This is a genomic window from Streptomyces sp. NPDC004610, assembly GCF_040609715.1.
Taxonomy (GTDB): Bacteria; Actinomycetota; Actinomycetes; order Streptomycetales; family Streptomycetaceae; genus Streptomyces.
In genome coordinates this window covers 157,620-181,058 of sequence record NZ_JBEXLA010000005.1, presented here as the reverse complement: position 1 = coordinate 181,058, position 23,439 = coordinate 157,620, and the positions used below count along the sequence as shown (strand labels likewise).

The 23,439-nt window shown below is 74.5% G+C and carries 19 protein-coding genes; 5 read left to right on the top strand and 14 right to left on the bottom strand.

The features are described 5' to 3' along the window. Nucleotides 1-166: 166 nt before the first annotated feature. From ABZX40_RS07620 to ABZX40_RS07600, 5 genes are all read right to left on the bottom strand, one after another. Nucleotides 167-1,306, bottom strand: a complete 1,140-nt coding sequence (locus ABZX40_RS07620; protein WP_355731033.1) for a hypothetical protein — start codon at nucleotides 1,304-1,306, stop codon at nucleotides 167-169. Nucleotides 1,307-1,465: 159 nt separating this feature from the next. Next, nucleotides 1,466-2,152, bottom strand: a complete 687-nt coding sequence (locus ABZX40_RS07615; RefSeq protein ID WP_355731031.1) for an RES family NAD+ phosphorylase — start codon at nucleotides 2,150-2,152, stop codon at nucleotides 1,466-1,468. After that, complete coding sequence (locus tag ABZX40_RS07610; protein WP_355731029.1) at nucleotides 2,152-2,853, bottom strand: hypothetical protein; 702 nt, start codon at nucleotides 2,851-2,853, stop codon at nucleotides 2,152-2,154. Before ABZX40_RS07610 ends, ABZX40_RS07615 begins: the two co-directional genes overlap by 1 nt. Further along, on the bottom strand, nucleotides 2,850-6,380 hold the full coding sequence (locus ABZX40_RS07605) for a CHAT domain-containing protein (protein ID WP_355731027.1): 3,531 nt from the start codon (nucleotides 6,378-6,380) through the stop codon (nucleotides 2,850-2,852). The genes ABZX40_RS07610 and ABZX40_RS07605 overlap by 4 nt, the downstream gene beginning before the upstream one ends. Nucleotides 6,381-6,490: 110 nt before the next feature. Continuing rightward, nucleotides 6,491-7,033 carry a hypothetical protein gene (locus ABZX40_RS07600; protein ID WP_355731025.1) on the bottom strand — a complete coding sequence of 181 codons (543 nt, stop codon included), beginning with the start codon at nucleotides 7,031-7,033 and terminating at the stop codon, nucleotides 6,491-6,493. Nucleotides 7,034-7,362: 329 nt separating this feature from the next. Between ABZX40_RS07600 and ABZX40_RS07595 the strand changes: the two genes are divergently transcribed. Then, nucleotides 7,363-10,698 (top strand): CHAT domain-containing protein, encoded by a 3,336-nt coding sequence (locus ABZX40_RS07595; RefSeq protein ID WP_355731023.1) that lies wholly within the window; start codon nucleotides 7,363-7,365, stop codon nucleotides 10,696-10,698. A 216-nt stretch (nucleotides 10,699-10,914) separates the two neighbouring features. Here the strand turns inward: ABZX40_RS07595 and ABZX40_RS07590 are convergent, their stop codons facing one another. Both ABZX40_RS07590 and ABZX40_RS07585 read right to left on the bottom strand, forming a co-directional pair. Next, nucleotides 10,915-11,970, bottom strand: coding sequence for a PucR family transcriptional regulator (locus ABZX40_RS07590; protein WP_355731021.1), 1,056 nt, complete (start codon nucleotides 11,968-11,970; stop codon nucleotides 10,915-10,917). Nucleotides 11,971-12,071: 101 nt separating this feature from the next. Further along, entirely contained in the window at nucleotides 12,072-13,091 is a 1,020-nt protein-coding gene (locus ABZX40_RS07585; RefSeq protein WP_355731019.1) for an alpha/beta hydrolase, read from the bottom strand. Nucleotides 13,092-13,293: 202 nt separating this feature from the next. Between ABZX40_RS07585 and ABZX40_RS07580 the strand changes: the two genes are divergently transcribed. Next, nucleotides 13,294-14,061 (top strand): 2-phosphosulfolactate phosphatase, encoded by a 768-nt coding sequence (locus ABZX40_RS07580; RefSeq protein ID WP_355731017.1) that lies wholly within the window; start codon nucleotides 13,294-13,296, stop codon nucleotides 14,059-14,061. An 81-nt stretch (nucleotides 14,062-14,142) separates the two neighbouring features. On the opposite strand, the gene ABZX40_RS07575 is transcribed toward ABZX40_RS07580, so the two are convergent. From ABZX40_RS07575 to ABZX40_RS07555, 5 genes are all read right to left on the bottom strand, one after another. Continuing rightward, nucleotides 14,143-14,925: a hypothetical protein gene (locus ABZX40_RS07575; RefSeq protein WP_355731015.1), complete on the bottom strand. Its 783-nt coding sequence runs from the start codon at nucleotides 14,923-14,925 to the stop codon at nucleotides 14,143-14,145. Continuing rightward, the gene (locus tag ABZX40_RS07570) at nucleotides 14,918-15,667 is read right to left on the bottom strand and encodes an SDR family NAD(P)-dependent oxidoreductase (RefSeq protein ID WP_355731013.1); all 750 of its coding nucleotides are present in this window, start codon (nucleotides 15,665-15,667) and stop codon (nucleotides 14,918-14,920) included. The genes ABZX40_RS07575 and ABZX40_RS07570 overlap by 8 nt, the downstream gene beginning before the upstream one ends. A 215-nt stretch (nucleotides 15,668-15,882) precedes the next feature. Further along, on the bottom strand, nucleotides 15,883-16,815 hold the full coding sequence (locus ABZX40_RS07565; RefSeq protein ID WP_355731011.1) for an AraC family transcriptional regulator: 933 nt from the start codon (nucleotides 16,813-16,815) through the stop codon (nucleotides 15,883-15,885). A 130-nt stretch (nucleotides 16,816-16,945) separates the two neighbouring features. Continuing rightward, entirely contained in the window at nucleotides 16,946-17,275 is a 330-nt protein-coding gene (locus ABZX40_RS07560; protein WP_355731009.1) for a hypothetical protein, read from the bottom strand. Between the two features lie 268 nt (nucleotides 17,276-17,543). Next, the gene (locus ABZX40_RS07555; RefSeq protein WP_355731007.1) at nucleotides 17,544-18,500 is read right to left on the bottom strand and encodes an AraC family transcriptional regulator; all 957 of its coding nucleotides are present in this window, start codon (nucleotides 18,498-18,500) and stop codon (nucleotides 17,544-17,546) included. Between the two features lie 81 nt (nucleotides 18,501-18,581). Between ABZX40_RS07555 and ABZX40_RS07550 the strand changes: the two genes are divergently transcribed. After that, the gene (locus tag ABZX40_RS07550) at nucleotides 18,582-19,445 is read left to right on the top strand and encodes an NAD(P)H-binding protein (protein ID WP_355731005.1); all 864 of its coding nucleotides are present in this window, start codon (nucleotides 18,582-18,584) and stop codon (nucleotides 19,443-19,445) included. 245 nt (nucleotides 19,446-19,690) lie between these two features. Here ABZX40_RS07550 and ABZX40_RS07545 read toward each other — a convergent pair whose 3' ends face one another. Together ABZX40_RS07545 and ABZX40_RS07540 are read right to left on the bottom strand one after the other, a co-directional pair. Beyond that, on the bottom strand, nucleotides 19,691-21,061 hold the full coding sequence (locus tag ABZX40_RS07545; protein WP_355731003.1) for an MFS transporter: 1,371 nt from the start codon (nucleotides 21,059-21,061) through the stop codon (nucleotides 19,691-19,693). After that, nucleotides 21,058-21,711 carry a helix-turn-helix domain-containing protein gene (locus tag ABZX40_RS07540; RefSeq protein ID WP_355731001.1) on the bottom strand — a complete coding sequence of 218 codons (654 nt, stop codon included), beginning with the start codon at nucleotides 21,709-21,711 and terminating at the stop codon, nucleotides 21,058-21,060. Before ABZX40_RS07540 ends, ABZX40_RS07545 begins: the two co-directional genes overlap by 4 nt. A 220-nt stretch (nucleotides 21,712-21,931) precedes the next feature. Between ABZX40_RS07540 and ABZX40_RS07535 the strand changes: the two genes are divergently transcribed. Then, nucleotides 21,932-22,426: an NUDIX domain-containing protein gene (locus ABZX40_RS07535; protein WP_355730999.1), complete on the top strand. Its 495-nt coding sequence runs from the start codon at nucleotides 21,932-21,934 to the stop codon at nucleotides 22,424-22,426. 256 nt (nucleotides 22,427-22,682) lie between these two features. Then, on the top strand, nucleotides 22,683-23,423 hold the full coding sequence (locus tag ABZX40_RS07530; RefSeq protein ID WP_355730997.1) for a 2OG-Fe(II) oxygenase: 741 nt from the start codon (nucleotides 22,683-22,685) through the stop codon (nucleotides 23,421-23,423). Nucleotides 23,424-23,439 lie beyond the last annotated feature (16 nt).

Genomic DNA, 23,439 nt, shown 5'->3' with positions numbered 1-23,439 from the left:
AACTGGCCCTGGCATAGGAGTAATTGACCGCCAACGCGTTCCCCTGCGTCCCCCTCGTGCCACCCTGTACCACCCCTGTACCACCGGTACCTCCCGTGCTCCGCCGGGCGCCCGCGCGCGGGCTCTCGTCCGCGCGTGGATCCGGGCGCCCTTCCATTGCAGCGGGTCAGCCGGTCGGTCGTTGGTCGCGGGACGGGCGGATCGTGGACTGGACGCGCTCCACGGCCGCCGCCGCCTCGGGGCCGCGCACCACGAAGTGCAGGTCCCAGTCCGCCCCGCGCGCCAGTTCCGCCTCCAGCGCGGCCCAGATCGCGGCGACGCTGATGTGGTACGGGAGTCCGCCGCGGCCCGAGCCCAGCAGCGGGAAGCACACGGAGCGCAGCGGCGGGTCGTGCCGGGCGCTCTCCCGGGCCAGCAGCGCCAGGGCCCGGGATGTGGCCCGGGTGACGTCGGCGGGCAGGACGTCGTAGTCGTTGGTGCCGGCTCTCGGGACGGCGACGGCCGCGTGGTAGATCCGCCGCACCCCCTGCTCGGCCAGGGCCCCGGTGCCGGTGGGCACCACCGTGCCGGGCAGGACGGCGCGGCCCGCGGTGCCCTGCCGGTCGGCCCAGGCGCGCAGTTCGGCGGGCAGCGGGTCGTCCAGGACCTCACCCGTGACCCCGCGCGTGGCGGCCGACCGCCGCAGCGAGGCGGCGACCGATGACTTGTAGGTCTTGGGCAGTGCGAAGTAGACGTTGGCCGGGGAGACCACCACATCGACATCGCGCAGCAGGTCCACCGGATGGACATGGAGGGTCAGTGGCACGGCGCGTCCGGCGACGCGGGCGGCCACGGTCCGGTGGGTGCCCGCCCGCACCGCGTCGCCGGTCGTGGTCGCGGGGGCGGGACCGGCCTCCGTCGCCTCGGCCATCAGCAGCGCGATGTGCTCGGCGATCTGACCCAGCACCATCACCTCGTGGTCCTTGCGGAACCGCTCCACGCTCACGCCGTAGACCGAGGCGGCCCTGGCCCGGCGGGACGCGGCCGGCCAGTCCCGGGTGCCCTGGGCCAGACCCAGGGTGTACTCGGCGGCGGTGCGCAGGGTGCCGGCGTCCAGGCCGGAGACGACCCGCCGCAGCAGCGCCTCCACGGCGGCGCCCGGCGGCCGGGCCGCCCCGGAAGCCGCCCCGGGGGTCTGCTTCGCCACCGTCCGCGCGGCGGCCTCCAGGGCGGGTAACGCCCGTCCGTGCAGCCGTACCAGACCTGCCCGCCTGACCTCTTTCAGGTCGTGGTGCAGTGCCGCCTGATCGGGAATGCTCGTTGCCATCCACTCACGATGGCAGCAGGTTTCACACCCGGACAAGCGGTACCGCCGGATCCGGAAAACGTCGGCGAAGGCCCTGCGGGGCCCGCCGCCATCGGATCCGGAAACGGCATCGGAAGCGGCACCGAAGACCGCTGTCCCGGCGCCCCGCCGCCCCGCCGGTTACGCGCCGACCGGTCGTGAGATCTCCGCCCGGAGCGGTGCGAGGAGAGCGTTCGCCCAGTCGATCCCGGCGTCCGAGCCGAGGTCCGGCATCCCGCTGCCCGGCACCGCCTCCAGCGGGGTGCCCCCGCAGCCGGCGCAGTCGCCGACCCGGTCGTGGAAGAGGACCAGCGCGCGCCGGGGCCGGTTGCGCCGGGACTGCCAGACGAGGCCCACGATGTCGGGTGTCTGGGCGCGGATCTCGCTCGCCCAGCGCCGGGACCGGGGATAGTTGCGCTCGTCCTCCAGCAGGGTGGAGTCCTGGCAGACGGCGGCCAGGTCCTGCTCCTCGACCAGGGTGACGAGACGCAGCGCGCACCGGGTGCGCAGCGCGGTCAGCGACCGCCCCCGGACCGTGATCCAGGGGATCAGCCGGGTGCCGGTGCGCGGATCGTAGGGCCGGGAGCGCAGCACGCTCTCGGCGAGGGCCGTGGTCGGGTCGGCCGCGAGGTAGAGGGAGTGGTAGGGGTCCAGTGCGGTGCCGTCGAAGCGGCTGCCCGACAGATGGTCGTGGAGGTCCGCGAGGTTCGGGTTGAACTGGTCCGCCGGGTACTTGGACTTGTGGACCCGCCACACCTCGGTACCGGCCGGGATCACCTCCCGATGGGGGCGCAGTTCCAGCGGTGTCATGGGGAAGAAGTCGTTCATCAGTCTCCCTCCGCCAGTGCCGTGGCCGCGCCGACCAGTTCCCCGTCGGGCAGCCTGCCGAGCAGCGACGCCGGGGTGCCGCCCAGCCAGCTGTTGCCGCTGAGCCACCAGGCCGCGGCGCCCCAGGGGTCGAGGTCGGCGAAGAGCACGCGGTTGACCTCCAGGACCACGGCGCGGGGACTGCCCTCACCCGCGCCGAACTGGAACTCGGGGTAGCGGTCGCCGCCCCGGCCGTCCCTGAGCCGGATGAGTTCGGGGGGCGGTGCCGCGTCGCCGCAGCGGGCGCGCGCCTCGTCGGCGGTGAGGGCGGGTGCTTGCAGCAACCGCTCCTGCGGGCTGCCGCCGTCGCCGGGGACCGGCCCGGCGGCCACCGTCGCGGCCATCGCCGCCATCAGCTCCCGTGCCCCCGCCACCGTGGACGGGCCGGGCGCCGCGGCCAGCAGCCGTACGGAATCCACCGCGGCCCGTACCGGATGGTCCAGCGGCAGCGGGAGCAGCGCGAGTTGCACGCCCTGGAGTGCCTTGCGGACCGCCCGGAGGTCGTCGGGCGCGGCGTCCGCGAGCCCGGTGAGCCGCTCGACCAGCAGCGCGTACTGGGTGTCGTCCAGCCCGTCCCGGACGGTGTCCCGGTGCTCGGCGATCAGCCGGAGCAGCCGCCCGGCGGCGTCGCCGCTCGCGCCCGTACCGTCGTCGTCGTTCACGCGTTCCCCCCTCCTTCTGTCGTGCCGTGCGTCATGGTTCCTGGCCTCGCTTCCTTCGGGGGTGGGGCGTGGGGCTGCGTCCGGGGCTCGGTGCCGCCCGGGTGGCCCTGGTGGACGAAGGCCGCCCACAGGGCGATGCGGTCGAGGCCGGGCCGGTTCATCTCCCGGAGCAGTTCGCCGGTCAGCGAACCCGGGTTCTCGCGGCGCGGGTCGAGCATCCAGAGCTGTGCCGCCCTGAGCGCGTCGACGGGGGTGAGCCCGTCGACGGTCAGCCGGTGGTGGAAGACCGCCATCAGCAGTGCCGACGCGCTGTCCACCGTCGCCCAGCGCGAGCCGACGACATCCCGGGCCCCGGCGGAGACGAAGGCGGTGGTGAGGGTGAGTGCCTCGTCGTGGTCGCGGGTGCTGAGGTCGGTCTCGCAGGCGCTGAGCACGATCAGGGGGCCGTCGTCGGAGGCCGCGGCGTCCGACGGGGCGAGGAGCCGGGCCACGGTGAGGGTGTGGGCCGGTGCGGTGGTGCCGTCGGTGCCGGGGTCGCCCAGGTGCAGCCCGGAGACCGTGGGGCGGACGCCCGCCGAGCCGTGGGCGGCGACATGGAGCAGGGAGGCTCCCTCGCCGAGCAGGGCGAGGAGGGTGTCGGGGGTGGCGGGGGTGAGCCGCTCCTCGGGCTCGTCGTAGACCTCGCCGCACAGGCGGGCGTGCGGGTAGAAGGCGTCCCGCAGGGCCGCCACCTCGATCACGGCGTGGACCAGGTCCATGGTGGGGTCGGCCACCAGCACCGGGCGGGCAGCGGGCGGGCGCGGGGCGCGGCGGACCGTGCGCAGGAACTGGGCGCCGGAGGCGGCGTAGCTGATGACGGTCGTCTCGCACAGATGGCGGCGGGTTGGGCCGTCGCCCGGGAAGCGCGCGGCGTGCCAGGGGACGATCCCGAGGCGCCCGCAGGGGACGAGGACCGCCCGCAGGGGCCGCCCGGCGGAGCCGAGCCGCTCCTCGATGCCGCCGAGGACCGGGCCGAGCACCTCGAACGCCCAGTCGCACAGCTCGGCGAGGGCGTTCTCGCGGGCGTCCCCGGCGGCCGGGACGTCACCGCCATGGGCGTCCATCGCGTCGAGGTAGCGCTCCAGCGGGCCGCTCCCGGAGTCGCACAGCAGCGGCAACGCCCCCGTTCCCGCGCCGAGGCGGGGGGCGACCGCGATCACCATGCCGGGGAGGTCGTCGTCGCCGGGGACCAGGTAGAGGAGTACGTCCGCGCCGGACTCGGCGACCGCGTCGGAGAGTTCGGCGAGGGTGGGGGTGGCGAACGGGGCGCCGGACCCGGTCCGCTGCCGGTAGCCCAGGGCTTCCAGCGCCGCGCGGCGCAGGGTGCTGGGCAACTCTCCGGGGACGCCGCCCTGCGACGGTCCGGTGGCCTCGTCGGTGCGGACCGCCGTCCGCCAGTTCTCGGCGAGGCCGTGGTGCCCGGCCGCTTCGAGCAGTTCCGGTACGGCCGACGATGTGGCGGCGGCCTGGAGCACCAGGGCCCGGCCGAGTTCCAGCGCGGCCAGCGCCTCGTGCACCCGACCGCAGACGAGCGCCCAGCGGGCGGCCTGGATCCCGCGGCTCGCCCCGGACCGGGCCGCCAGCAGCCCGTGCTCCGGCCCGGCCTGGAGCAGGACGTCGGCGGCCAGCGCGGTCAGCGCCTCCTGGGCGGCGTCCAGGAAGGCGGTGTCGTCCGCGTCCTCCCGCAGGGACCGGCGCACCTGGTACGCCTCGGCCAGGTGCCACAGCGAGTCGGCGGCGATCCGCTGGGCGCCGCCCTCGCGGACCAGGTCGCGGATCCGCTCCAGGGCTCGGATCATGAGGTCGAGATCGGCCGGATCGCGGGTCAGGGAGAACCGCATGCCCAGGGTGGAGGCATGGACGTCGAGCCGTTCGGCCGAGGCGCCCTCGCCGGGTTCGGGCGGGGGCTCGCCGGGCACGGCCTCCCGGTCCCGGCTGAGGCCCGCGCGCATCAGATCGAGGTCCGGCGTCGGCAGATCGAGCCGGGCCGCCCCGTCAGCGAAGGGCAGATCGCTCTCCCGGGCGTCGGTGATGCCCTGCTGGAGGTGGGGCAGGGACCGCAGCAGCAGTGTCTCGTCACGGGTGACGGCACCCAGCCTGCCGTAGGCGGCACCGAGGCAGAAGCGCACCGCGAAGCGCCACTGAGCGTCCTCGGGCACCGCCTCGTCCAGTGCCTCGGCCTCTTCGACCAGCTCACGCAGACGGGTCACGTCCTCCGTCTCCCCCGCTTCGAGGATCCGGCTGTAGAGGGAGAACGCGCGGCCCATGACGGTGGGGTCGCCGACCCCTGGTGGCGGCGACGCGGCGATGCTCTCCATATGGGCGACGACCGTGTCGACATGGGCGCGGCCCGCCGCCCGGTCCTGGTAGGTGCCGCCGACGGCGGGACTGATGGCGAGCAGCAGCGCGCGGATGCTCGCCATGGCGGAGGTGGGGTCGGGTCCGGGCAGCGGCATGTCCTCGACCGAGCGCAACTCGGCGAGCATGCGGTTGAGTTCGTCCCGGTCACCTCTTCTGAGCACCTCGTCGAGACGGGCGGTGGTACCGCCGACGACACCGAGCGCGTCGGCGATCCGGGCGAGGTCGGGGAGGTTCGGGAGGTCGGAAAGGTCGGGGAGTTCCGGGGATGGGGGTGGGGGTGGGGGTGGGCGATGCTGATCGTCGGGGTGGTCGGGCGCGGGGTGGTCGGGGCCGGCCTTTTCGGGCCTGGTCTGCTCGGGGCCGGTCTCTTCGCGGCCGGTCTCCTCGCGGCTGCCCGGACCGGAGGGGCCGTCCGTAGCAGAAGGGCCGCCGGTGCCGGAGCGGGGAACGCCCGTCACGCGCGGCGGTGGCGCGGAGACCCCGGCCCCAGCCTCGGTCCCAGCCCCAGCCCCAGCCCCGGTCCCAGCCCCAGCCTCGGTCCCAGTCCCGGACGTCACAGCGAACAGATCCCTCATCCGCCGCAGCCCGCCCAGGAACCCGGCCGGTAGCGGCAGCTCCAGCACCTCCCCCGTCAGGGTGCCGATCTCCGCCGCCAGGGCCGTCATCCCGTCCGGGCCCCGGCGGGCCGCCTGTGCCAGGAACCCGGGCAGGTCGGGCTCCGGCCCGGCCCCGCCGTGCCCCGGCGACCACGGCACCACGTACGGCAGCAGGAAGAACGCCGCCCATCGCCGGTCCTCGTCGCTCACCGCCGCGCCGAGCGCCGTCCCCCGGTCGCGGGCCTCCCGCAGGAGCCGTTCCGCCCGCGCGCGGTCCTGTGGCGTGCCGCCCCCCTCGGCGTGACGGAGGGTCAGCGCCCCCGCCAGCCAGACACTCACCGCCGCGCGCGGGCCGGGATCCTGGTCCAGGAGGCCGAGCAGACCGTCGAGTTCGGCGACCGTCGCGTCGCCGAACGCGGGGGGCGGGGCGGCGCCGTTCCCCTCCCACGGCGCCATCCGCCTCGCCCGCGCCACCGCGTCCGACGCCCAGAGCCGCAGGCCCAGCACTCCGCCGGACTCCTCGTCGCCCACCGACCCCTGCCTCTCCGTCTCGTCGGGACCGTACGGATCGGACCCCCGTACCGATCCGTACTATGCCGACCCCACGGCCCTTGGGTCCCCCTTCCTCGCGGATCCGGGGTTCAACGCCCGGAATCCGCCCGGGAAGCGCCCAGATCGGCGCGCATCTCGCCCCGCATCGCCCGCAGCCGGTCCCACAGCGCGTCGATGCCCTCCTTCACGGCGGTGGGCGAGTCGCCCTGTCTCGGGCCCCCCTCGTCCAGCCGCCGGACCATGCCGTACACGACCCCCAGGTCATGGCTGACTCCCCCCGCGGACTCCAGCACACCCTGCGGCAGCCGCAGCTGGGCCTCCGCGTAGACCTCCCGGTACCGGTCGCGCGCCTCGGTCAGGCGCTCCTGCACGGAACGTGGCTCCTCGGTGCGGCCCAGCGCGTGCAACTGGTCGGTGAGCGCGGCCAGATACTGCCGGCCCGCCCGGTTGAGCGCCACGTAGCACAACCGCAGTTCCTGGGTCTCGCTGCGCTGGTCCTGGAGCACCTCCGCGCGCTCCAGTTCACCCAGTCTGCCGCGGTCCGCCGCGCGCTGGGTCAGCAGCGCGGACAGCAGCGTCCCGGCCACACCGACGACCGTGGCCGCCAGCGCGCTCGCATCACCGAGGTCCACCGTTCTCCTCCTCTCACTGTCGTTCGTTCCGTAGCGCGTCCGGTCTTCCCCTCGTCACCAGGGAAGCAGCGCGCCCGGCGGCATGGAACACCCGGCCCGGACAACGACCGGCGTTCGACCCGGCCCCGACCACTCGCCCACCACGGGAGGGCGTGTCCTGGCCGAATTCCGGTTGTCTCAAGGGAGTTGACCGGTTCATCGCGCCCCGGTACCGGCCGCGGAGCCATCATGTGCGTGCGACGGGAGTGGGTGGGCCGGGCCGGGCCGGTGGACGCGGTTGCCCCGGCCCGGCGCCCGGCGGCCCGCGCGCGGCGAACAGGGAGAGGCACATGAGCACGGTGAACGACGACGAGCCGGGCGGCGGCGTCCGGGGACTGCGGCTCTGGGCCGCCGACGCGACCGAGCGGGCGGCCCGGCTGATCGGCCGGACCCGCGACGAGAAGCCGTCCGCGGACGATTTCGAGGAGCTGGTGACCGAACTCTCGCATCTGCGGGACCTCCTGGACGGCGATCCGGAGCTGCTCGGCGCGGTCACCGTGCGCCTCGGCGCGCTGCTCGCCCTGCGGTTCGCCACGGGGAACGGCAGTACGGCGGACCGCGCGCGGGCGCAGCGTCTGCTGAACGAGGCACGGGACCCCTCGACCCCGTCCGGCGCGGCGGTGTCGGAGCAGGACCGGCAGTGGGCGGCGATGCATCTGCTGGTCGTCACGGACATCTCGGCGCCGGTCGGCCCGCCGGGCACGGAGCCGGACTTCTGGCCCGTCTTCGACCGGGTGATGGGGCAGTCGGCGGGCGCGTCGGACGACGAGGCGGCCCGGCTGTCCGCGCTGGCCGCGGAGGCGGCCCGGCTGCCGGTGCCGCCGGAGTTGCGGGAGAAGCTCGACAAGACCCAGGAACTCCTCTCCCACATCGCCGAGTTCGGGATCTCCGACCCGCAGACCCTGCTGGGCATGCTGCCGCCGGACCTCCCCTTCACCGATCAGCTGCGTCTGCTGCTGAACCTGGCGAAGGGTCTGCCCGACCCGCCGGAGGAAGCGGGCACGGCGAGCGGCGGCGCGGGGGAGGCGCCCCCGGCGACGCCGGGATCGGCCCCCGGTACGCCGAATCCCCTTGTGTCCGACCCCGACTCCACCGTCACCGCCTCCTGGCTGGCCACCATGCTCGGCGCCACCGACGCACTGCGTACCGGTGACCCGGAGGAGCTGAGCCGACTGCTCCAGCGGCTGGGCACGGGGCTGGACGGGTTGCCGGAGGGCCATGCCCGGTCGCCCGAGATCGAGACCCTGATCCGGCTGACGCTCCAGGCCGGCCAGCCGCTCGGCGGCAGCCGTCAGGACCTGGATGCCGCCGACCGCCACGCGGAGGCGGTGACCCGGTACTTCACCGACCAGGCGGCCACCGATCCCCAGGCCGCCGGGATCGTCATCGGCGACCGGACGATGAATCTGCTGGCCCGGGTGCGCGCCGCGGACGAGGCCGCGGATGTGCGGGAACTGACCTCGCTGGTGGCCGAGTTGGAGGCGCTGGAGCGGTCCGTCGGGGACGGTCACCCGTTCCGGCCGATCGTGCGGCTCGCCCTGGGCACCGCGCTGACCGGCCTCGGCACCCACACCCGGGACCCCGGGGTGGTCCAGCGCGGCATCGATCACCAACTGGAGCCCCTCGCCGCGATGTCCGACGGTTCGCTCGGCATCCCCGGCGGGCTGCTCACCGGCTTCCGGGACGCGCTGCTCACCGCCGGAGCCGTCATGGGCGAGGCGCCGGAACGACTGCCCGAGTACGTGCCGCCGCCCTCCGACGCCGATACCAGCACCCGCTATCTCTCCGCTCTCTCGTCCACACTGCGCCACCAGGCCACCCGGGACCCGGCCGACCTGGACAACGCCATCCGCGAGCTGGAGCAGGTCCGCGACCGGGTCCGGCAGGGGCTGTTCCCGCAGATCGCCGCACCGGCGCTCTGGCAGCTCGCGGAGAACCACCGGCTGCGGCTGAGCCGTACCCGGGACCCGGCGGACGGGACCGCCGCGACGGACGCGGCCCTGGAGTCGCTCCAGGCGCTGGCCGGTGATGTCGTCCTCCAGTCCGGGCCCGACCACGGTCTGATGACCGCGCGGACCGGCGCCGACCGGGGCATCCGCGCCGCGGTCTGGGCGGCGTCCCAGGGCCGCGCCGAGGATGCCGTGGCCGCGCTGGAGCTCGGCCGGGCGCTGGTGCTCCAGGCGGCGGCCACCTCGCGGGCGGTGCCCGAACTGCTGGAGTCCCGGGGCCATCACGAGCTCGCCGGGGAGTGGCGGACCTCGGGTGCCGGTGACACCGGGGAGCCCGGCGGACTGCCCCGGGAGCTGCCCAGTTCCCTGCGGCGCCGGGTGCTGATGGCCCTGGGGCACCGCGATCCGGGCGGCGCGCTGTTCCGTACGCCGACGGTGGAGGAGCTGAAGGCCGGGGTGGCGCGGGGCGACGCGGACGCCCTGGTCTATCTGCTGGCCGGGGAGGGCTCCGCACCGGGCATGGCGATCGTGGTGGGCCCGGACATCGGCACCGGCGTACGGGCGCTGCCGCTGCTGTCCGGGGAGCACAGCGGCCCGCTGGAGCGCTATCTCGACGCCGCCGCCGACTACCAGTCCCGCCCCGGCGACACCGGGGCCGAGCGGGCGTGGGAGGGGGCCCTGGACGCGCTGTGCGACTGGGCGACCGGGGCGATGATCGGGCCCGTGATGAGCGGTGTCGCGGAGCGGCTCGCCGCCAACGAGAACCGGCGCAGGAACCGTCCGGGCCCGCCCAGGATCGTGCTGGTGCCGTGCGGGCGCCTCGGGATCGTGCCGTGGCACGCGGCCCGGCTGCCCGCCGGGGCACCGCACCGGTACGTGTGCGAGGTGATCGTGTTCAGCTACGCGGCGTCCGGACGGCAGTACCTCGACACGGTCCGCCGCGACCGGCGGGCCCCGGCCGCCGATCCCGTCCTGGTCGCCGATCCCAGCCTGAGCCTGCCGCACGCGGAGCTGGAGGTCGCCGCGCTGCACCGGAACCTGTATCCGGGGGCGCGGCTGTACGGGGACCTCTTCGACCTCCCGGTGGAGCCGGAGGCCGCCGGGACGCCCGACGATCTGCTCGCCGTCCTCGGCGGCACCCCGTCGCTGGTCCATGTGGCCTGCCATGGCTCGGCGGGCATGAGTCCCACCGCGTCCGCGCTGCAACTGGCCGACCCCGAGCCGCCGGGGGACGGGGAGGCGGAGTCGTCCCCGGGGCGGCTGACCGTGTCCCGGCTGCTCGGCAGCCGTGCGGGGGAACAGGCCCCGCCCGATGGGCCGTTGGTGGTGCTGAGTGCCTGCGAGACCGATCTGAGCACCCGCGACCACGACGAGGCGCTCACCCTGACGACGGCCTTCGTGGCGGTCGGCGCGCGCGATGTGGTGGGGTCGCGGTGGGCCACCCGGGACTCCGCCTCGGCGCTGATGATGGCCGTGTTCCACCACCATGTGTCCGTAGCGGGGCTCAGTCCCGTGGACGCGCTCCGGGCGGCGCAGATGTGGATGCTCGACCCCGGGCGGAAGAACCCCGGTTCACTCGGCGACGATCTGCTCGCCGTCCTGAACCAGGGCCCTCGGCTGGACCACCCCGCCGCCTGGGCCCCGTTCATCCACCAGGGCCACCCGGGTCCGGCCTGAGCGGGCCGCCGGGCCGGTGGAAGGCCGACATCGGGGGCGAGGGCACGGCGGCCCGCTCAGGCCGGTGGGCGTGAGCGGGTCGGTCGGGGCATCGACGCCGAGCGGGACGACGCTGCCGTTCTCCACCACACCGGGCTGGGCCCGGTCACCTCCCGCACCCCGGCACCAGGGTGCCGTCCCCCGCAGCCGGGGCGACCGCCCCCGCCCGGCGAGGCATCAGCGCGACCCTGAGTGGTGCTGATCCTCGCTGTGGGCGAGGCGCCACAGCAGTACGGCGGCGGTGGCGCGCTGGCGTCCGCCGGAGTGGGTGACGGCGTACCCGAGGCGCGGGGTGAGCCAGGTCAGCCGTTCCTGGAGGGTGGAGTGGTGGATGTGCAGGATGTTCGCGGCCCGGCGCAGACTGGGCTGGTCCAGGACGGCCTGGAGGGTGTCGACGACCCAGGGCCGGGTGGTCAGCAGACCGTCGAGTCGCCGTACGTCCTCGACCTCGGCCGCTTCCGGTGGGGTGATCCGTTCGGCGAGGGCGGTGAGGGCGCCGAGGTCGTCGTGGGCGACGAGGGACGGGCCGGGGCCGTCCGGGCGGTCCGTCAGCCGGAGGGCGAGGCGGGCCCGTTCGGCGGCCTCGGGCAGCCGGGACGGATCGACGGCCGTCGCGGTACCGGCCCGCAGGGTGGCGGGCAGGGCGGGGATGCCGGGGAACAGGGAGACGGTGTGGCGGCCGACGAGAGCGGTGAGGCCGGCCGGGCCGCCGGTCGCGTCGTCCGGCGCCACCGCGGCGACAGCGACCGCGACAGCGACGGTGACGGTACCGGTGCCGGTGAGGCCCAGGCGGGCCGCCGCGTCACGGCGGTCGCTCTCCGGTGCCTCCGGGTCGCAGACGATCCGTACCGCCTCGGCGGACGAGGGCGGGACCGGCGCGGCCAGGGCGTGGAGGGCTCGGGCGGCGCGCTCCAGGAGCAGGGCGTCCAGCGGGCGGGGCGGGCCGGGGCGCTCCAGCCACACCGCGGAGCCGGGACGGAACGGGACGGGCGCCTGGGGCCAGGACCGGCCGTCGTCGCCGGTGAGCTGACGGCCGGACGCGTCATAGCGGCGGGTGAGGGCGCGGCTCGCGTCGTGGAACCCGGCCGGGCAGCCGGCGAGCGCGGCGGTCGCGCGGACCACGGCGGCGAGCGGGGCGCGCTGCTCGACCAGGCTGTCGAAGTGGTCGATGACCCGCAGTGCGCCCGCCGCCGTGTCGTCGACGACCTCCAGCCGTCCGATGAGATCACGCACCCGAACCTCCTCGTGTCCGGTCACTATGGCTCCGCGAGGGGCCGGGGCGCCAATCCCCGGCCCGCGGCGACGGCGGTGCCACCGGCCCGGACGGGCGGGGCTCAGTCCTCCAGGGCTCGGCGGACGTACTCGTCCCGGGCCGCGAGGGAGGCGCGGGAGACGGCGGCGTGCGGGGCCATCTCGTCGAAGCCGTGGAAGCCGCCGCCCCACATGTGCAGATCGACGCTGACACCGGCCTGGGACAGCCGGGTGGCATAGGCGAGGACCTCGTCGCGGAAGCCCTCCGCCGAGCCGGTGTCGAGGTAGGCCCGGGGCAGGCCGGTGAGATCCTCGGCGCGGGCGGGGGCGGCGTAGGGGGAGACATCGGGGCCGCCGCGGCGGTCGCCGAGCAGGGATGTCCAGCCGAAGAGGTTGGCGTCGCGGTCCCAGGTGCCCTCGCCGTCCAGCATCCGGCTGCTGTGCGTCTGGAAGCGGTCGTCGAGCATCGGGCAGACCAGGATCTGGTGGCCGATCGCCGGGTAGCCGCGGTCCCGGGCCAGGAGGGCGATGCCCGCGGCGAGTCCCCCGCCGGCGCTGCTCCCGGCGACGATCAGCCGCGCGGGGTCCACACCCAGTTCGGCGGCGTTGCGTGCGGTCCACACCAGTCCGGCGTAGCAGTCCTCCACGGGGGCGGGGTCGGGGTGCTCGGGGGCGAGCCGGTACTCGACCGACACCACGACGGCCCGGCCCTCGGCGACGTAGGGCAGGAACTCCTCGACGCCCTCCGCCCGCTCGCCCATGATCATGCCGCCGCCGTGCATGAAGTAGAGGGCGGGGCGGGGTCCGACGTCCTCGGCGGGACGCAGGATGAGGAGGGCGATGTCGGGGGCGTTCGCGGGACCGGGGACCCGGCGCTCCTCGACCTTCACCTTGCCGCCCGCCGTCAGATCCGGCGCTTCCTGATGCTCGGCGCGGATCCGGTCCAGTTCCGCGCGGGCCGCCGGGAGGGTCTCGGGCGTCAGAGCGCCGAGGTCGGGCAGCAGCGCGCGCAGGACATCGAGCGTGGCGGTCAGTTCGGGGTCGAGCGGCGGTCGGCGGGTCACTTCACCCAGTGGACTCGGCGTCGTCGTCTCGTCGGCCATCGTTCTCCCCTTTGCGCGCGGACGTTCGTTCGTTGGATCGGCAGTGGATCGCTAGTGGACCGCCAGTCGATCGCCAGTGGATCGACACCTCCAGTCTTGACAACCGGGCGGCGGGCGGTAACCCGCAGGTGGCGGGGAGGGAGGGGGCGGGCCCCGCCAAATGGCGGGGTTTCTTGGGCCGGTGTACGCCATCATGATCGTCATGGACGCTCGTTTCCTCGGTATCGAAGAGCTGACCGAAGCCCCCTCCGTGGCGGTGGTGGTCGACGTCATGCGGGCTTTCACCGTGGCAGCCTGGGCGTTCGCCAGGGGGGCGGAGAGGATCGTGCTCGCCGGGTCGCTGGACGAGGCCCTGGCGCTCAAGGCCCGTCATCCGGACTGGGTGGCGCTCAAGGACGGCCCGCCCGCGCCCGGGTTCGACGCCGTCAACTCCCCGGGCCTGCTGCGCTCCGCCGACCTCGGCGGCCGGACCGTCGTCCAGAAGACCACCGCGGGCACGGTCGGCGCCCTCGCCGTGCGGGAGGCGTCACTGGTGCTGTGCGCCGGTTTCGTGGTGGCGGAGGCGACGGCCCGGCTGCTGCGGACCCGCGGGTGCGACGACGTCACCTTCGTAGTCACCGGCGAGGGCGGGCGGGCCGACGAGGACCTGGCCTGCGCCCAGTACATCGCGGGCCGGGCCACGGGGGCCGTGACGGACGCGGCGGGGTTCCTGCGCCGCGCCGCCGGGTCCCGCGCGGCGGCCGAGCTGGCGCAGGGCGTGCGTCAGGGTGTGCATGCCGACGACATCGCGCTCTGCCTTGAGCTGGACCGGTTCCCCTTCGCCATGGTGGCGGCGTCGGAGGAGGACTCGGGCTATGGCTATGGATATGGCTCGGGCTATGGCTCGGGCTCGGACTATGACTCGGGCTCGGGCTATGGCTCAGGCTCGGGGATGGTCCTGCGGCCGTGGCATGGGGAGGCCGCGCGCTGATCGCAGGTGGGGTCGGCTCCGCCGCCGCCGGCTGATGCTGATGCCCCCGTGCCCCCGTGCCCCCTCGCTCGCTCCAGCGGCTCAGGCCGGTCCCGTCCGCCGTGCCTCCACCTCCCTCAGCACCCGGTCGACCCGGCCCGATCTGCGCAGCAGGCGCGGGGCCTTCGCCCCGGTCAGGGCGAGGAGGGTGACGGGGAGCGGGCGGCCCGCCAGGACGGCCAGGGCGACGGTCCAGGGCGGTATCCCGGCCAGCGCGCACATCACCACCGCCGCGCGGGGTGTCCATGGCAGCAGCGCGAGCGCGGCCAGCGCCCAGCCGCCGTGCCGCTCCACCTGCCCGGCCACCTCCCTCAGTTCCGCCTGACCGGGGGCGACGGCGCCCACCGCGTCCAGCAGCCAGGGCCCGGCCGCGTGGACGGCGGTCGCCACCAGGAAGGCACCCAGCACCGACGCGCCGACGAACGTCAGGGCGATCACCCGCCAGCGCCGGGGGTGGAGCGCCGACAACCCCATCAGCAGCATCTGATTGGGCAGGACCGGCAGGACGTAGTCGCTGAGCGGGAAGACGGCGAGGGCGGGCAGGAACCCCCGTCGGTGCGCGGCCCGGTCGAGCCGCAGGAGCAGCCGTACGGTACGGGTCGGGGTGGTGGGCTCGTGGCCGGGGGTGGTGGGCGGAGGGTTGGGTGGGGGGCCGGATTCGGAGAGGGTGGCGGGCTCCTGCCCGGGGAGAGTGGCCGCGGTCTCGGGCGGGGGGCCGGTTCCGGACGGGGCGGCCTGCGCGGGGGCGGTGGGCGGGGTCTGGGCGATGACCCCGGATCCGGTCGGGACGGCCTGCGCGGGGGCGGTGGGCGGGGTCTCAGCCATGGCGCAGGATCCGGTAACCCAGCGACGGCGACAGACGCATCAGGGACGGCAGGAGCCGCGCCTTGCCGACATAGATCTCCGTCCGGTCCCGGCGGATGCCCTCGATCACCGCGTGGGCCGCCCGCGCCGGGCTGATCTTGCCCCGGCCGCGGCCCTCGGTCATCTCAGTGTCGACGAGCGGGAGGATCGCGTCGATCACCCGGATGTGCGGCGCCCCGTCCTCGCACTGGTAGCGCAGCGACCGCGTGAACGTCCGGACCGCCGACTTGGCCGCGCAGTACACGGGCGCCGACGGTTTCGGGACGATGGCCAGTCCGCTGGTGATGTTGACGATCGCGGCGGCGGAGTGCGCGCCGAGGTGGGGAAGCAGCCCGGTGGAGAGGGAGATGACGGCGTCCAGATTGACCGCCAGTTCCCGGCGCAGCACCGGTCGCGCCTGGCGCGGGTCGGCGGTGAGGAAGTCGCTGAGATGCTGCACCCCGGCGTTGTTGATGACGACGGAGAGGCCGGGGTGGCGGTCGGGCAGCTCATCGGCCAGGGTGTCGACGGCGTCCGGGTCGGAGAGGTCGACGGCCTCGGTGGACACCCGGTCGCCGTACTCGGCCCGCAGGGCGGCGAGCGGGCCGGGCGCGCGGCCCACGGCCACCACATGCGCGCCGAGCCCGACCAGTTGCCGGGTCAGCTCTCTGCCGATGCCACGGGCTCCGCCGGTGACGAGCACGGTTGTGCCGGTGAGTTTCACGCGGTCTCTCTCCTCGCTGGTTCTTGGATGGGGGCGGGGAGGGACCCGCATGCCCGGGGTCCCCTTCGCCGCCGCCCCGCCGGACGGCCTCGTACGCCGGACGGCCCTCCGCTCCCCCGTGGCGGACGGCCTCGTACCTCCGACCCGGCGCTCCTCCTCCACGCCGGACGGCCTCGCACCCTGGGCGACCCTTCGCTCCCCCGCGCCGGACGGCCTCATGCTCGGGGCCCCGCGCCCTCCATCCCGGACCGCTGGAACGCGGACCGGTAGGCCGCCGGTGTCATCGCTGTGCGGAGCCGGAAGTGGCGGGTGAAGTGGGGCTGGTCGGCGTAGCCGCAGGCGAAGCCGATGAGGCCGATGCTGTGGGCGCTGTGCAGGAGCAGCGCGGCGGCGGCCTCGGTGCGCAGTTCGCCGAGGAGGCCGCTGAAGCCGCCGACGTCCGTCAGCCGCCGTTGAAGACTCCGTACGGGCAGGCCCAGTTCGGTGGAGAGGGCGGCGAGGGTCCAGCGCCGGGCGAGATCGGTGCCGAGCAGGTCCCGGGTGCGGGTGACGGCGTCGTCGGGGCGGTGTTCCGTCGTGCGCGGGGGTGCGGGTGGGGCGGTGCCGGACCAGGTGAAGTGCCAGAGGCCGCCGCCGTGCCGGGGCGGTGCCGTGGTGACGGCGCCCTGCGCGAAGACGGTGACCGGCGTTCCGGGTCCGGCGCCGACGGTGAGGTCCCGGGCGCCGGTCAGGGTGAGCAGTGCGGCGAGGACGCCGAGCACGAGGGCGTCCTCGGCGGGTTCGGGCGGCTGGGCGGGCGGTCCCAGGTGCTCGGCGACGAGATGCCCCGGACCGGATTCGCGGACCGCCACCCGGTGCCGTGAGTGGGTGAAGCGTTCCAGTCGCTGCCAGCGGGCGAGCAGGTCCGTGGGGCCGACCGCGCCGAGCAGCGCCGATACGGCCGGGTCGGACGGGCTGGCCGCCATCAGGGAACCGGCCCGCAGCAGCGGCGGCAGCCCATGGTCCCGCGCGACCTCCCGCAGGAACCGCCGCTTCGCCTCGAACGGCAGCAGTGCGCCGGCACCGGTGGGCGCGACGGCCCGGATCCCCTCGGCGGCCAGCGACCGCTGGACCAGCGCCACCAGTCTGGCGCTCGCGAACTCGTCCATGACCCAGCGCCCTTCCGTCGTCACCGGCGTCCTGTCAGGACAGCCACGGTAGGCCGGGGTGTCGGGGGGTGTCTTGAACGATCACGCCACCGCCGTCGATCACGCCACCGCCGTCGATCGCGGCGGGGCCCTACTCCAGTTCCGCCGCGCGCCGTTTGAGGTCCTCGGCGTGGGTGTCCCAGTCAGGGCCGAAGGACAGCAGGTCGGCGGCGGCCTCGCGGAGCAGCCGTGGATCGTCGGGGCGTTGCAGACAGGCCAGGCGGTAGGCGAGATTGCGGGCCCAGGGCGGCAGGGCCATCCAGTCCTCGGTGAGCACCTCCCGGAGCATGGCGAGGATCTCGTCGGCCGTGGCGAAGGTGAGCTGCTCCACGTAGTCGCGGGCCGCGTCGTTCAGCTGCCGGCTGTCGGCGGCGTCGACGGCCCGGCTGAGGCTCCGGGCGGCGGGGGTCGGATCGGGCATCGCTGAAGTCTCCTGACGGCTTTCGGCAGGCGCCCGGAGCGGGGCGCGCCTTGGAAGGGGTGTCCACAGACCCTGGTGAGGGCGGATTGCCCTTCTCCAGGTCTCCAGACGGAGTACACCCGGAACGGGTCCTCAGCCTGCTCTCAACTCCCGGCTCTCGACTTTCGACTCCCGGCCCCCGGCTCCCAGCTCCCGGCTCTCGGTGCGCTGGGGCGCTGGGGCGCTGATGGTGTGCTCACCTCGCACGGGACGGGGCCGGGGCCCGCGTTCACGAAGCCCCCACCCCTGCCCCGGCACCCCGCCGGAACTCCCTCGGATTGACCCCCCGGATCCGCTTGAACGCCGCGCTGAACGCGAACGGGTCGGTGTAGCCGACGGTGCGGGCGATGTGGGCGACGGTCGAGGAGGTCTGCTCGGCGAGGAGGTCCGCCGCCAGGGTCATGCGCCAGCGGGTGAGGTAGGCGAGGGGCGGTTCGCCGACCAGATCGGTGAACCGTTTGGCCAGGGTCGAGCGTGACACCCCGGTGCGCCGGGCGAGTTCGGCGACGGTCCACGGTGTCGCCGGTTCGGCGTGCAGCAGGCGCAGGGTGTCGCCGACCACCGGGTCCCGCTGCGCGGTCCACCAGGTCGGGGCGCGGCTGCCGGGTCCGTCCAGCCACTCCCGCAGGGTGCAGACCATCATCCAGTCCAACAGCCGGTCGAGCACCACCTGCTGACCCGGTGTGTCTCGGGCGACCTCCGCGGCGAGATGGTCCAGCACCGGGTCGCAGGTGCCTCCGGCGTCCGCCCGCAGCACGACGGGCAGCGCGTCCAGCAGTCGGCGGCTGACCTCCCCGCGCACCGGATAGGCACCGACGATCAGCGTCGTCGCGCCCTCGCCCTCGCCGCTGCCGTCGCAGGTGCCGCGCCAGCCCAGCCGGTGCCGGGTACCGCCGTGCTCCGGAGTCGCGCAGTGCTCTCCGCAGGCGACCGGCTCGGCCCGGGTGCCGAGTTCGTCGACGAAGGAGAAGGTCTCGGGGCCGCGCACCACGATCGTCTCGCGGACGCCGAGCCGCTCGGGCGGATGGTGCTCCGGCACGATCCAGCCCGCCCCGGTGAGGACCGTGCACAGGGTCAGCGGCGCCCCGTCCACGAAGTGCAGATCGAAGGGCGGGGACAGCGTCGAGCTGCCGAAGAGGGAGCCGTGGGCCCGCATCCCACGGATGAGGTCGCTGAACACATCCATACCAAGAGGCTAGACGATCACAAAGGTAATCCGGCTTCTCACCCATGGGATCGTCCACCCGGGCCGTGTTTCGATCGTCCCATGAGCACACAGACGGGCACACACACCTCCCACACCACCCACCTCGTCCTCGGCGCGACCGGCAAGACGGGCCGCCGGATCGCCGCCCGGCTGCGGCTGCGCGACGCCCCGGTGCGCGCCGTCTCCCGGTCGAGCCCGGCCCGCTTCGACTGGTCCGACCCCGGCACCTGGGACGCGGCCCTGGCCGATGTCGTCGCCGCCTATGTGGTGGCCCCGCCCGTGCCGGGTCCGATGCACCCGTTCGTGGCGCGGGCCGAGGCCGCCGGGGTGCGCCGGCTGGTCCTGCTCTCCGGGCGCGGCGCGGACGACTGGGGCGACTCCTCGTTCGGCCTGGAGATGCGGTCGGCCGAAGACGCCGTACGTGCCTCGTCCCTGGAGTGGACCGTCCTGCGGGCGTCGAACTTCGCCCAGAACTTCGACGAGGACGTCTTCCACGCGCCCCTGGTCGCGGGCGAACTCGCGCTCCCGGCCGGGCCGGTGCCCGAACCCTTCATCGACGTCGAGGACCTCGCCGACGCCGCGGTGCTGGCACTGACCGAGCCGGACCGGCACGCGGGGCGGGTCTACGAGCTGACCGGGCCCCGTGCCCTCACCTTCGCCGAGGCCGTCGACCTGATCTCCCGCGCGTCCGGACGGTCCCTCACCTACCGGCAGCTCACCCGGGCCGAGTACCTCTCGACGCTGGTCGAGGAGGGCCTCGACAAGGAGTCGGCCGAGCAGATCGCCGAGATGTTCACGCTGCTGGAGAGCGGGCTGCTCGCCGAGCCGACCGATGATCTCGCCACCGTACTGGGGCGGGCGCCCCGGACCTTCGAGGAGTACGTGGTGCGGGCCGCGGCGGCGGGGGCGTGGCGCGAGGGGTGAGCGCGGCGCCCGTCGGTAGGACGCGGGTGGGCGCGGGAGGGGGTTCGCGGCCGGGTGCTGGTCACTGTGGTGGTCCTGTGCCGGTTCACCACGGGCGGGTGCCGGTCACCGCGGCCCCGTACCGGCCGCCACGACCGGGTGCCGGTCACCGCGGCCCCGTACCGGCCGCCACGACCGGGTGCCGGTCACCGCGGCGCCGGACCGCGCTCCGCACCTCGGCGCCGGGCACGTCGCTGCCCCGCGCCTCAGGCGCCGGACACGTCACTCGCCGCTCTGGCACCGCCGCCTTGCGGGGTGTCCTCCGTGGAACGGGCCTTCGCGGCGCCACGCGTACGGTGCCGGTCCATCTCCCGCCACTCCGGCCGCAGCCCCGCCAGATTCGTGGTCAGGAAGTACACGGCGCCGCCCACGAGCAGCACCGGCACGAGTCCGGCAGCGGTCACCGCCGCCCCGGCGAGCAGCCCGCCGAGCGGGATTCCGGCCCAGGCCAGCGAGTCCCCGAGGGCGTTGACCCGGCCCAGCATCCGGCGCGGCACCCGCTCGACCAGGACGGCCCCCAGCACGGGGTTGATGAAACCGGCGCCGAACCCGCTGACCGCGAAGACGGCCAGCACCACGACCGGCGGGACATCGAGGGCGAGGATCAGGAATCTCGGCGCCCCGGCCAGCAGGAACCCGCCGAGCACCAGCACCCGCCGCCGCAGCCGATGCGCGACCATCGCGGCGATGAGGCTCCCCCCGACCGCCGCGGCCCCCATGACACCGCCCACCAGCCCGATCGCGCCCGGCCCGGCGCCCGACTCCTTGGCCCAGACGGGGATCAGCACCGAGGCGATCGCCGCGTCCAGCAGATTGGTGATGCCGACCATGACGACGACGGTGAGCAGCAGCGGCTCACCGCGCAGGAAGGTGAGCCCCTCGCCGAACCGCCGCCAGTAGCCCACCGGTTCGGTGCCGTCACCCGCCCGCTCGATGGCCTCCTCGGCAGCGTGCCCGCTGCGCGGTGGCAGTGCGAATCTGATGATCACCGACCCGAGGGCGAAGCAGCCCGCGTTGACGGCGAGCGCGGTCAAGGGGCCGAGCAGCGCCACCAGGGATCCGCCGATCCCCAGGCCGACGGTGGCGGCGAGCCGCTCGGTCACGCCGGACAGACCGGTGGCCCGCTCCAGCGGCACCCGGCCGCGCTCGGCCGCCTCCGGGACCATCACCTCCTTGGCCAGGTCACCGGGCCCCCGGGCCGCGCCGATCAGGGCGACCAGTACCAGCAGCAGGGGGAAGGAGAGCAGATCCCGGGTGTGGAGCAGGGGAACCGCGACGGCGGCGGCAGCGGCGGCCAGATCCGTCGTCCAGGACACGGCTCGCGGGCCGATCCGGTCCACCAGCGGTCCGGTCAGCGCCTTGACCAGCACATAGGGGGCCATCTCACAGAAGGCGACCAGCCCGGTCCGAGTGGCGCTCCCGGTCGTGACGAGCACGAACCAGGGCAGGGCCACCACGGAGATCCGGGTCCCGGTCAGTGACACGGCCATGGCCACGAGTACGCCGACCAGCGGCCGTAAGGATCTCCCGCCTCCCCCGGCGGGTATGCCGCCGCCGTCCGCCGTTTCGCGGGTCATGCCGTCGGCCCTCGTTGCTCCTCCTGAGGGGCGGGAGGCGGCGGCGCGTCCAGCTCGGGCAGGGTCTGGACGATCACGGCGACGCGCTCGGCTTCCTCGGGGGCACCGGCCGCCGTGTCCGGGTCGTCCCGCCGGTAGCGGGCGATGACGTCGGCCAACTCCCGGTTCAGGGCAGCGGCTTCGCCGGGCGTGAGCCGCAGCGCCCAGTCGCTCAGATCGAAGGTGTCCCGCCATGCGCGGGGCATGGTCTCCAGGCCGTTGAGGGTCTGTTGGGTGCGCAGGGTGTAGATGGCGGCGACGGACTGAAGGTAGGCCAGCGCGGCCTCGGGTTCCCGCTCGGCCAGTTCCGGATCGTTGAACCAGGTGGTCCGGTGCACCGAACGCCACCAGCGCTCCCGCGCGTTGCCGCGTTCGGTGTCCTCCTCGACGAAACCGGCCGCGCCGAGTTGCCGTAGGTGGTAGCTGGCCGTACCGGAGTTCACCCCGAGCCGCTCGGCGAGGCGGGTCGCCGTGGAGGGGCCGTGCTTGCGCAGCAGCCCGACCAACTGCACCCGCACCGGATGCGCGAGGGCCCGCAGCCCCTTGGCGTCCAGGACGACCGAGTCGTCTCCGATGGGCGGGCCGTCCGGTCTCTGCGCTGCGTCAGCCATGCGCCACACCATAGACCGCGAAGAGTTCTTCGCAAAGACTTCTTCGCGAACAATTCTTTGCGGTTCGCTGAGGTGTGTGTGGGGGGGGGCTGGGGGTCTGGGGGTGCGGGTGTGGGGATGTCTGGGGGTGCGCGCCGGGCTGCTGAGGGTGCGGGGAGTGCGCAGCGCCGCTGCCCACATGCGGGACGGCCGCCTGCCCGACCGCCCTACGCTGTCCGTCATGACCGCACCCGACCTGCCCTTCACCGTGGCCGAGAACCTCGAAGTCCCCACGCCCGCGCCGGGCGAGCTGTGGACGGTCGGCGCGGTGATCCTGCGCCCCGGCGGCACGGCCTTCGCCCAGCGACGCGGCCCGGACCGGCGTCTCTTCCCCGACACCTGGGACATCGTCGGCGGCCACGTGGACCCCGGTGAGACCCTCCTCGAAACGATGGCGCGCGAGATCGAGGAGGAGACGGGCTGGCGCCTCACCCATGTCACCCATTTCCTGGGCACCACGACCTGGAACGGCGACGACGGCGCCGGACTCCGCCATGAGGCCGACTATCTGGTCGAGGTCGAGGGCGATCTCGACCATCCCGCCCTGGAGTGGTCCAAGCACTCGGATTACGGCTGGTTCGGCCGCGACGACCTCCCCCGCCTGAAGCACAACCGCCGGCCCGGTGAGTTCCTGATCCATGACCTCATCGCACGGGCGCTGAGCCATGGAGCGTAGGGGCGCGTCGACGGGGGTCGGCCGGGTCAGAACTCGGTGACGGCAGGGACATCACGCAGGTGAGCGCGGTGTCCGGATAGCGCCAGCGCGCCGGGCGGCGGGCCTTGAGGATCGGAGAAGCAAACGCAGACGCAGACGCCGGATGAGACTCAGACGCAGGCTCAGGATCAGGCCCAGCGGGCGGGACTCGCGAGGGCGGGATGCCTGTGATGGCCGTGGCGGCTGAGCCGCGTCCCGAGCCTTGAGGAGAACGCACGTGAGCGAGTCCACCGCTCGTCCGCCGGCCGCCGAACCGGCGCTGCCAGCCCTCGCCGAGCTGGACTGGGGCACGCTGTACGCGCGGCTCGACGAGGACGGCGTGGCCCTCACCCCGCCCCTGCTGACACGCGCGCAGTGCGAGCAGATCATCGCCACGTTCGACGAGCCGCGCCTGTTCCGCTCCACCGTGGTCATGCAGCGCTACCAGTTCGGCCGCGGCACCTACAAGTACTACGCGGACCCGGCCGCCGTACCGCTCATCCAGGAGTTGCGTGAGCGGCTCTACCCGCCCATGGCGTGGCTGGCCAACCAGTGGGCGCCGAAGCTCAATGAGCGCACCTTTCCCCTCACCCTGGAAGAACTGCTGGCCGAATGCGCGGCCAACGGGCAGCGGCGTTCGACACCGCTCATCCTCCGGTACGGTCCCGGCGACTACGCCTGCCTGCACCAGGACATCTACGGGGACATCGTCTTCCCGCTCCAGATCGCCGTCATGCTCAATCAGCCCGGCGAGGACTTCACCGGCGGCGAGAACGTCTTCGTGGAGCAGCGGCCCCGTTCCCAGTCCCGTGCGCTGGTCGTCCGACCCGGACTCGGCCAGGGCATGATCTTCCCCGTCCGGCACCGGCCCGTCCGCGGTACGAACGGCTTTCGCCGCCACGCGATGCGGCACGGCACCGGCACGGTGGAGTCGGGTAGCCGCACCACCCTGGGTCTCATCTTCCACAACGCCCGCTGAAGCGCACGTGGTGTGG

Bases quoted from the DNA above. Each gene is read 5' to 3' on its own strand.
- ABZX40_RS07620 (WP_355731033.1), bottom strand. From the start codon at position 1,306: ATGGCAACGAGCATTCCCGATCAGGCGGCACTGCACCACGACCTGAAA.
- ABZX40_RS07615 (WP_355731031.1), bottom strand. From the start codon at position 2,152: ATGAACGACTTCTTCCCCATGACACCGCTGGAACTGCGCCCCCATCGG.
- ABZX40_RS07595 (WP_355731023.1), top strand. From the start codon at position 7,363: ATGAGCACGGTGAACGACGACGAGCCGGGCGGCGGCGTCCGGGGACTG.
- ABZX40_RS07585 (WP_355731019.1), bottom strand. From the start codon at position 13,091: ATGGCCGACGAGACGACGACGCCGAGTCCACTGGGTGAAGTGACCCGC.
- ABZX40_RS07580 (WP_355731017.1), top strand. From the start codon at position 13,294: ATGGACGCTCGTTTCCTCGGTATCGAAGAGCTGACCGAAGCCCCCTCC.
- ABZX40_RS07575 (WP_355731015.1), bottom strand. From the start codon at position 14,925: ATGGCTGAGACCCCGCCCACCGCCCCCGCGCAGGCCGTCCCGACCGGA.
- ABZX40_RS07565 (WP_355731011.1), bottom strand. From the start codon at position 16,815: ATGGACGAGTTCGCGAGCGCCAGACTGGTGGCGCTGGTCCAGCGGTCG.
- ABZX40_RS07560 (WP_355731009.1), bottom strand. From the start codon at position 17,275: ATGCCCGATCCGACCCCCGCCGCCCGGAGCCTCAGCCGGGCCGTCGAC.
- ABZX40_RS07555 (WP_355731007.1), bottom strand. From the start codon at position 18,500: ATGGATGTGTTCAGCGACCTCATCCGTGGGATGCGGGCCCACGGCTCC.
- ABZX40_RS07550 (WP_355731005.1), top strand. From the start codon at position 18,582: ATGAGCACACAGACGGGCACACACACCTCCCACACCACCCACCTCGTC.
- ABZX40_RS07545 (WP_355731003.1), bottom strand. From the start codon at position 21,061: ATGACCCGCGAAACGGCGGACGGCGGCGGCATACCCGCCGGGGGAGGC.
- ABZX40_RS07540 (WP_355731001.1), bottom strand. From the start codon at position 21,711: ATGGCTGACGCAGCGCAGAGACCGGACGGCCCGCCCATCGGAGACGAC.
- ABZX40_RS07535 (WP_355730999.1), top strand. From the start codon at position 21,932: ATGACCGCACCCGACCTGCCCTTCACCGTGGCCGAGAACCTCGAAGTC.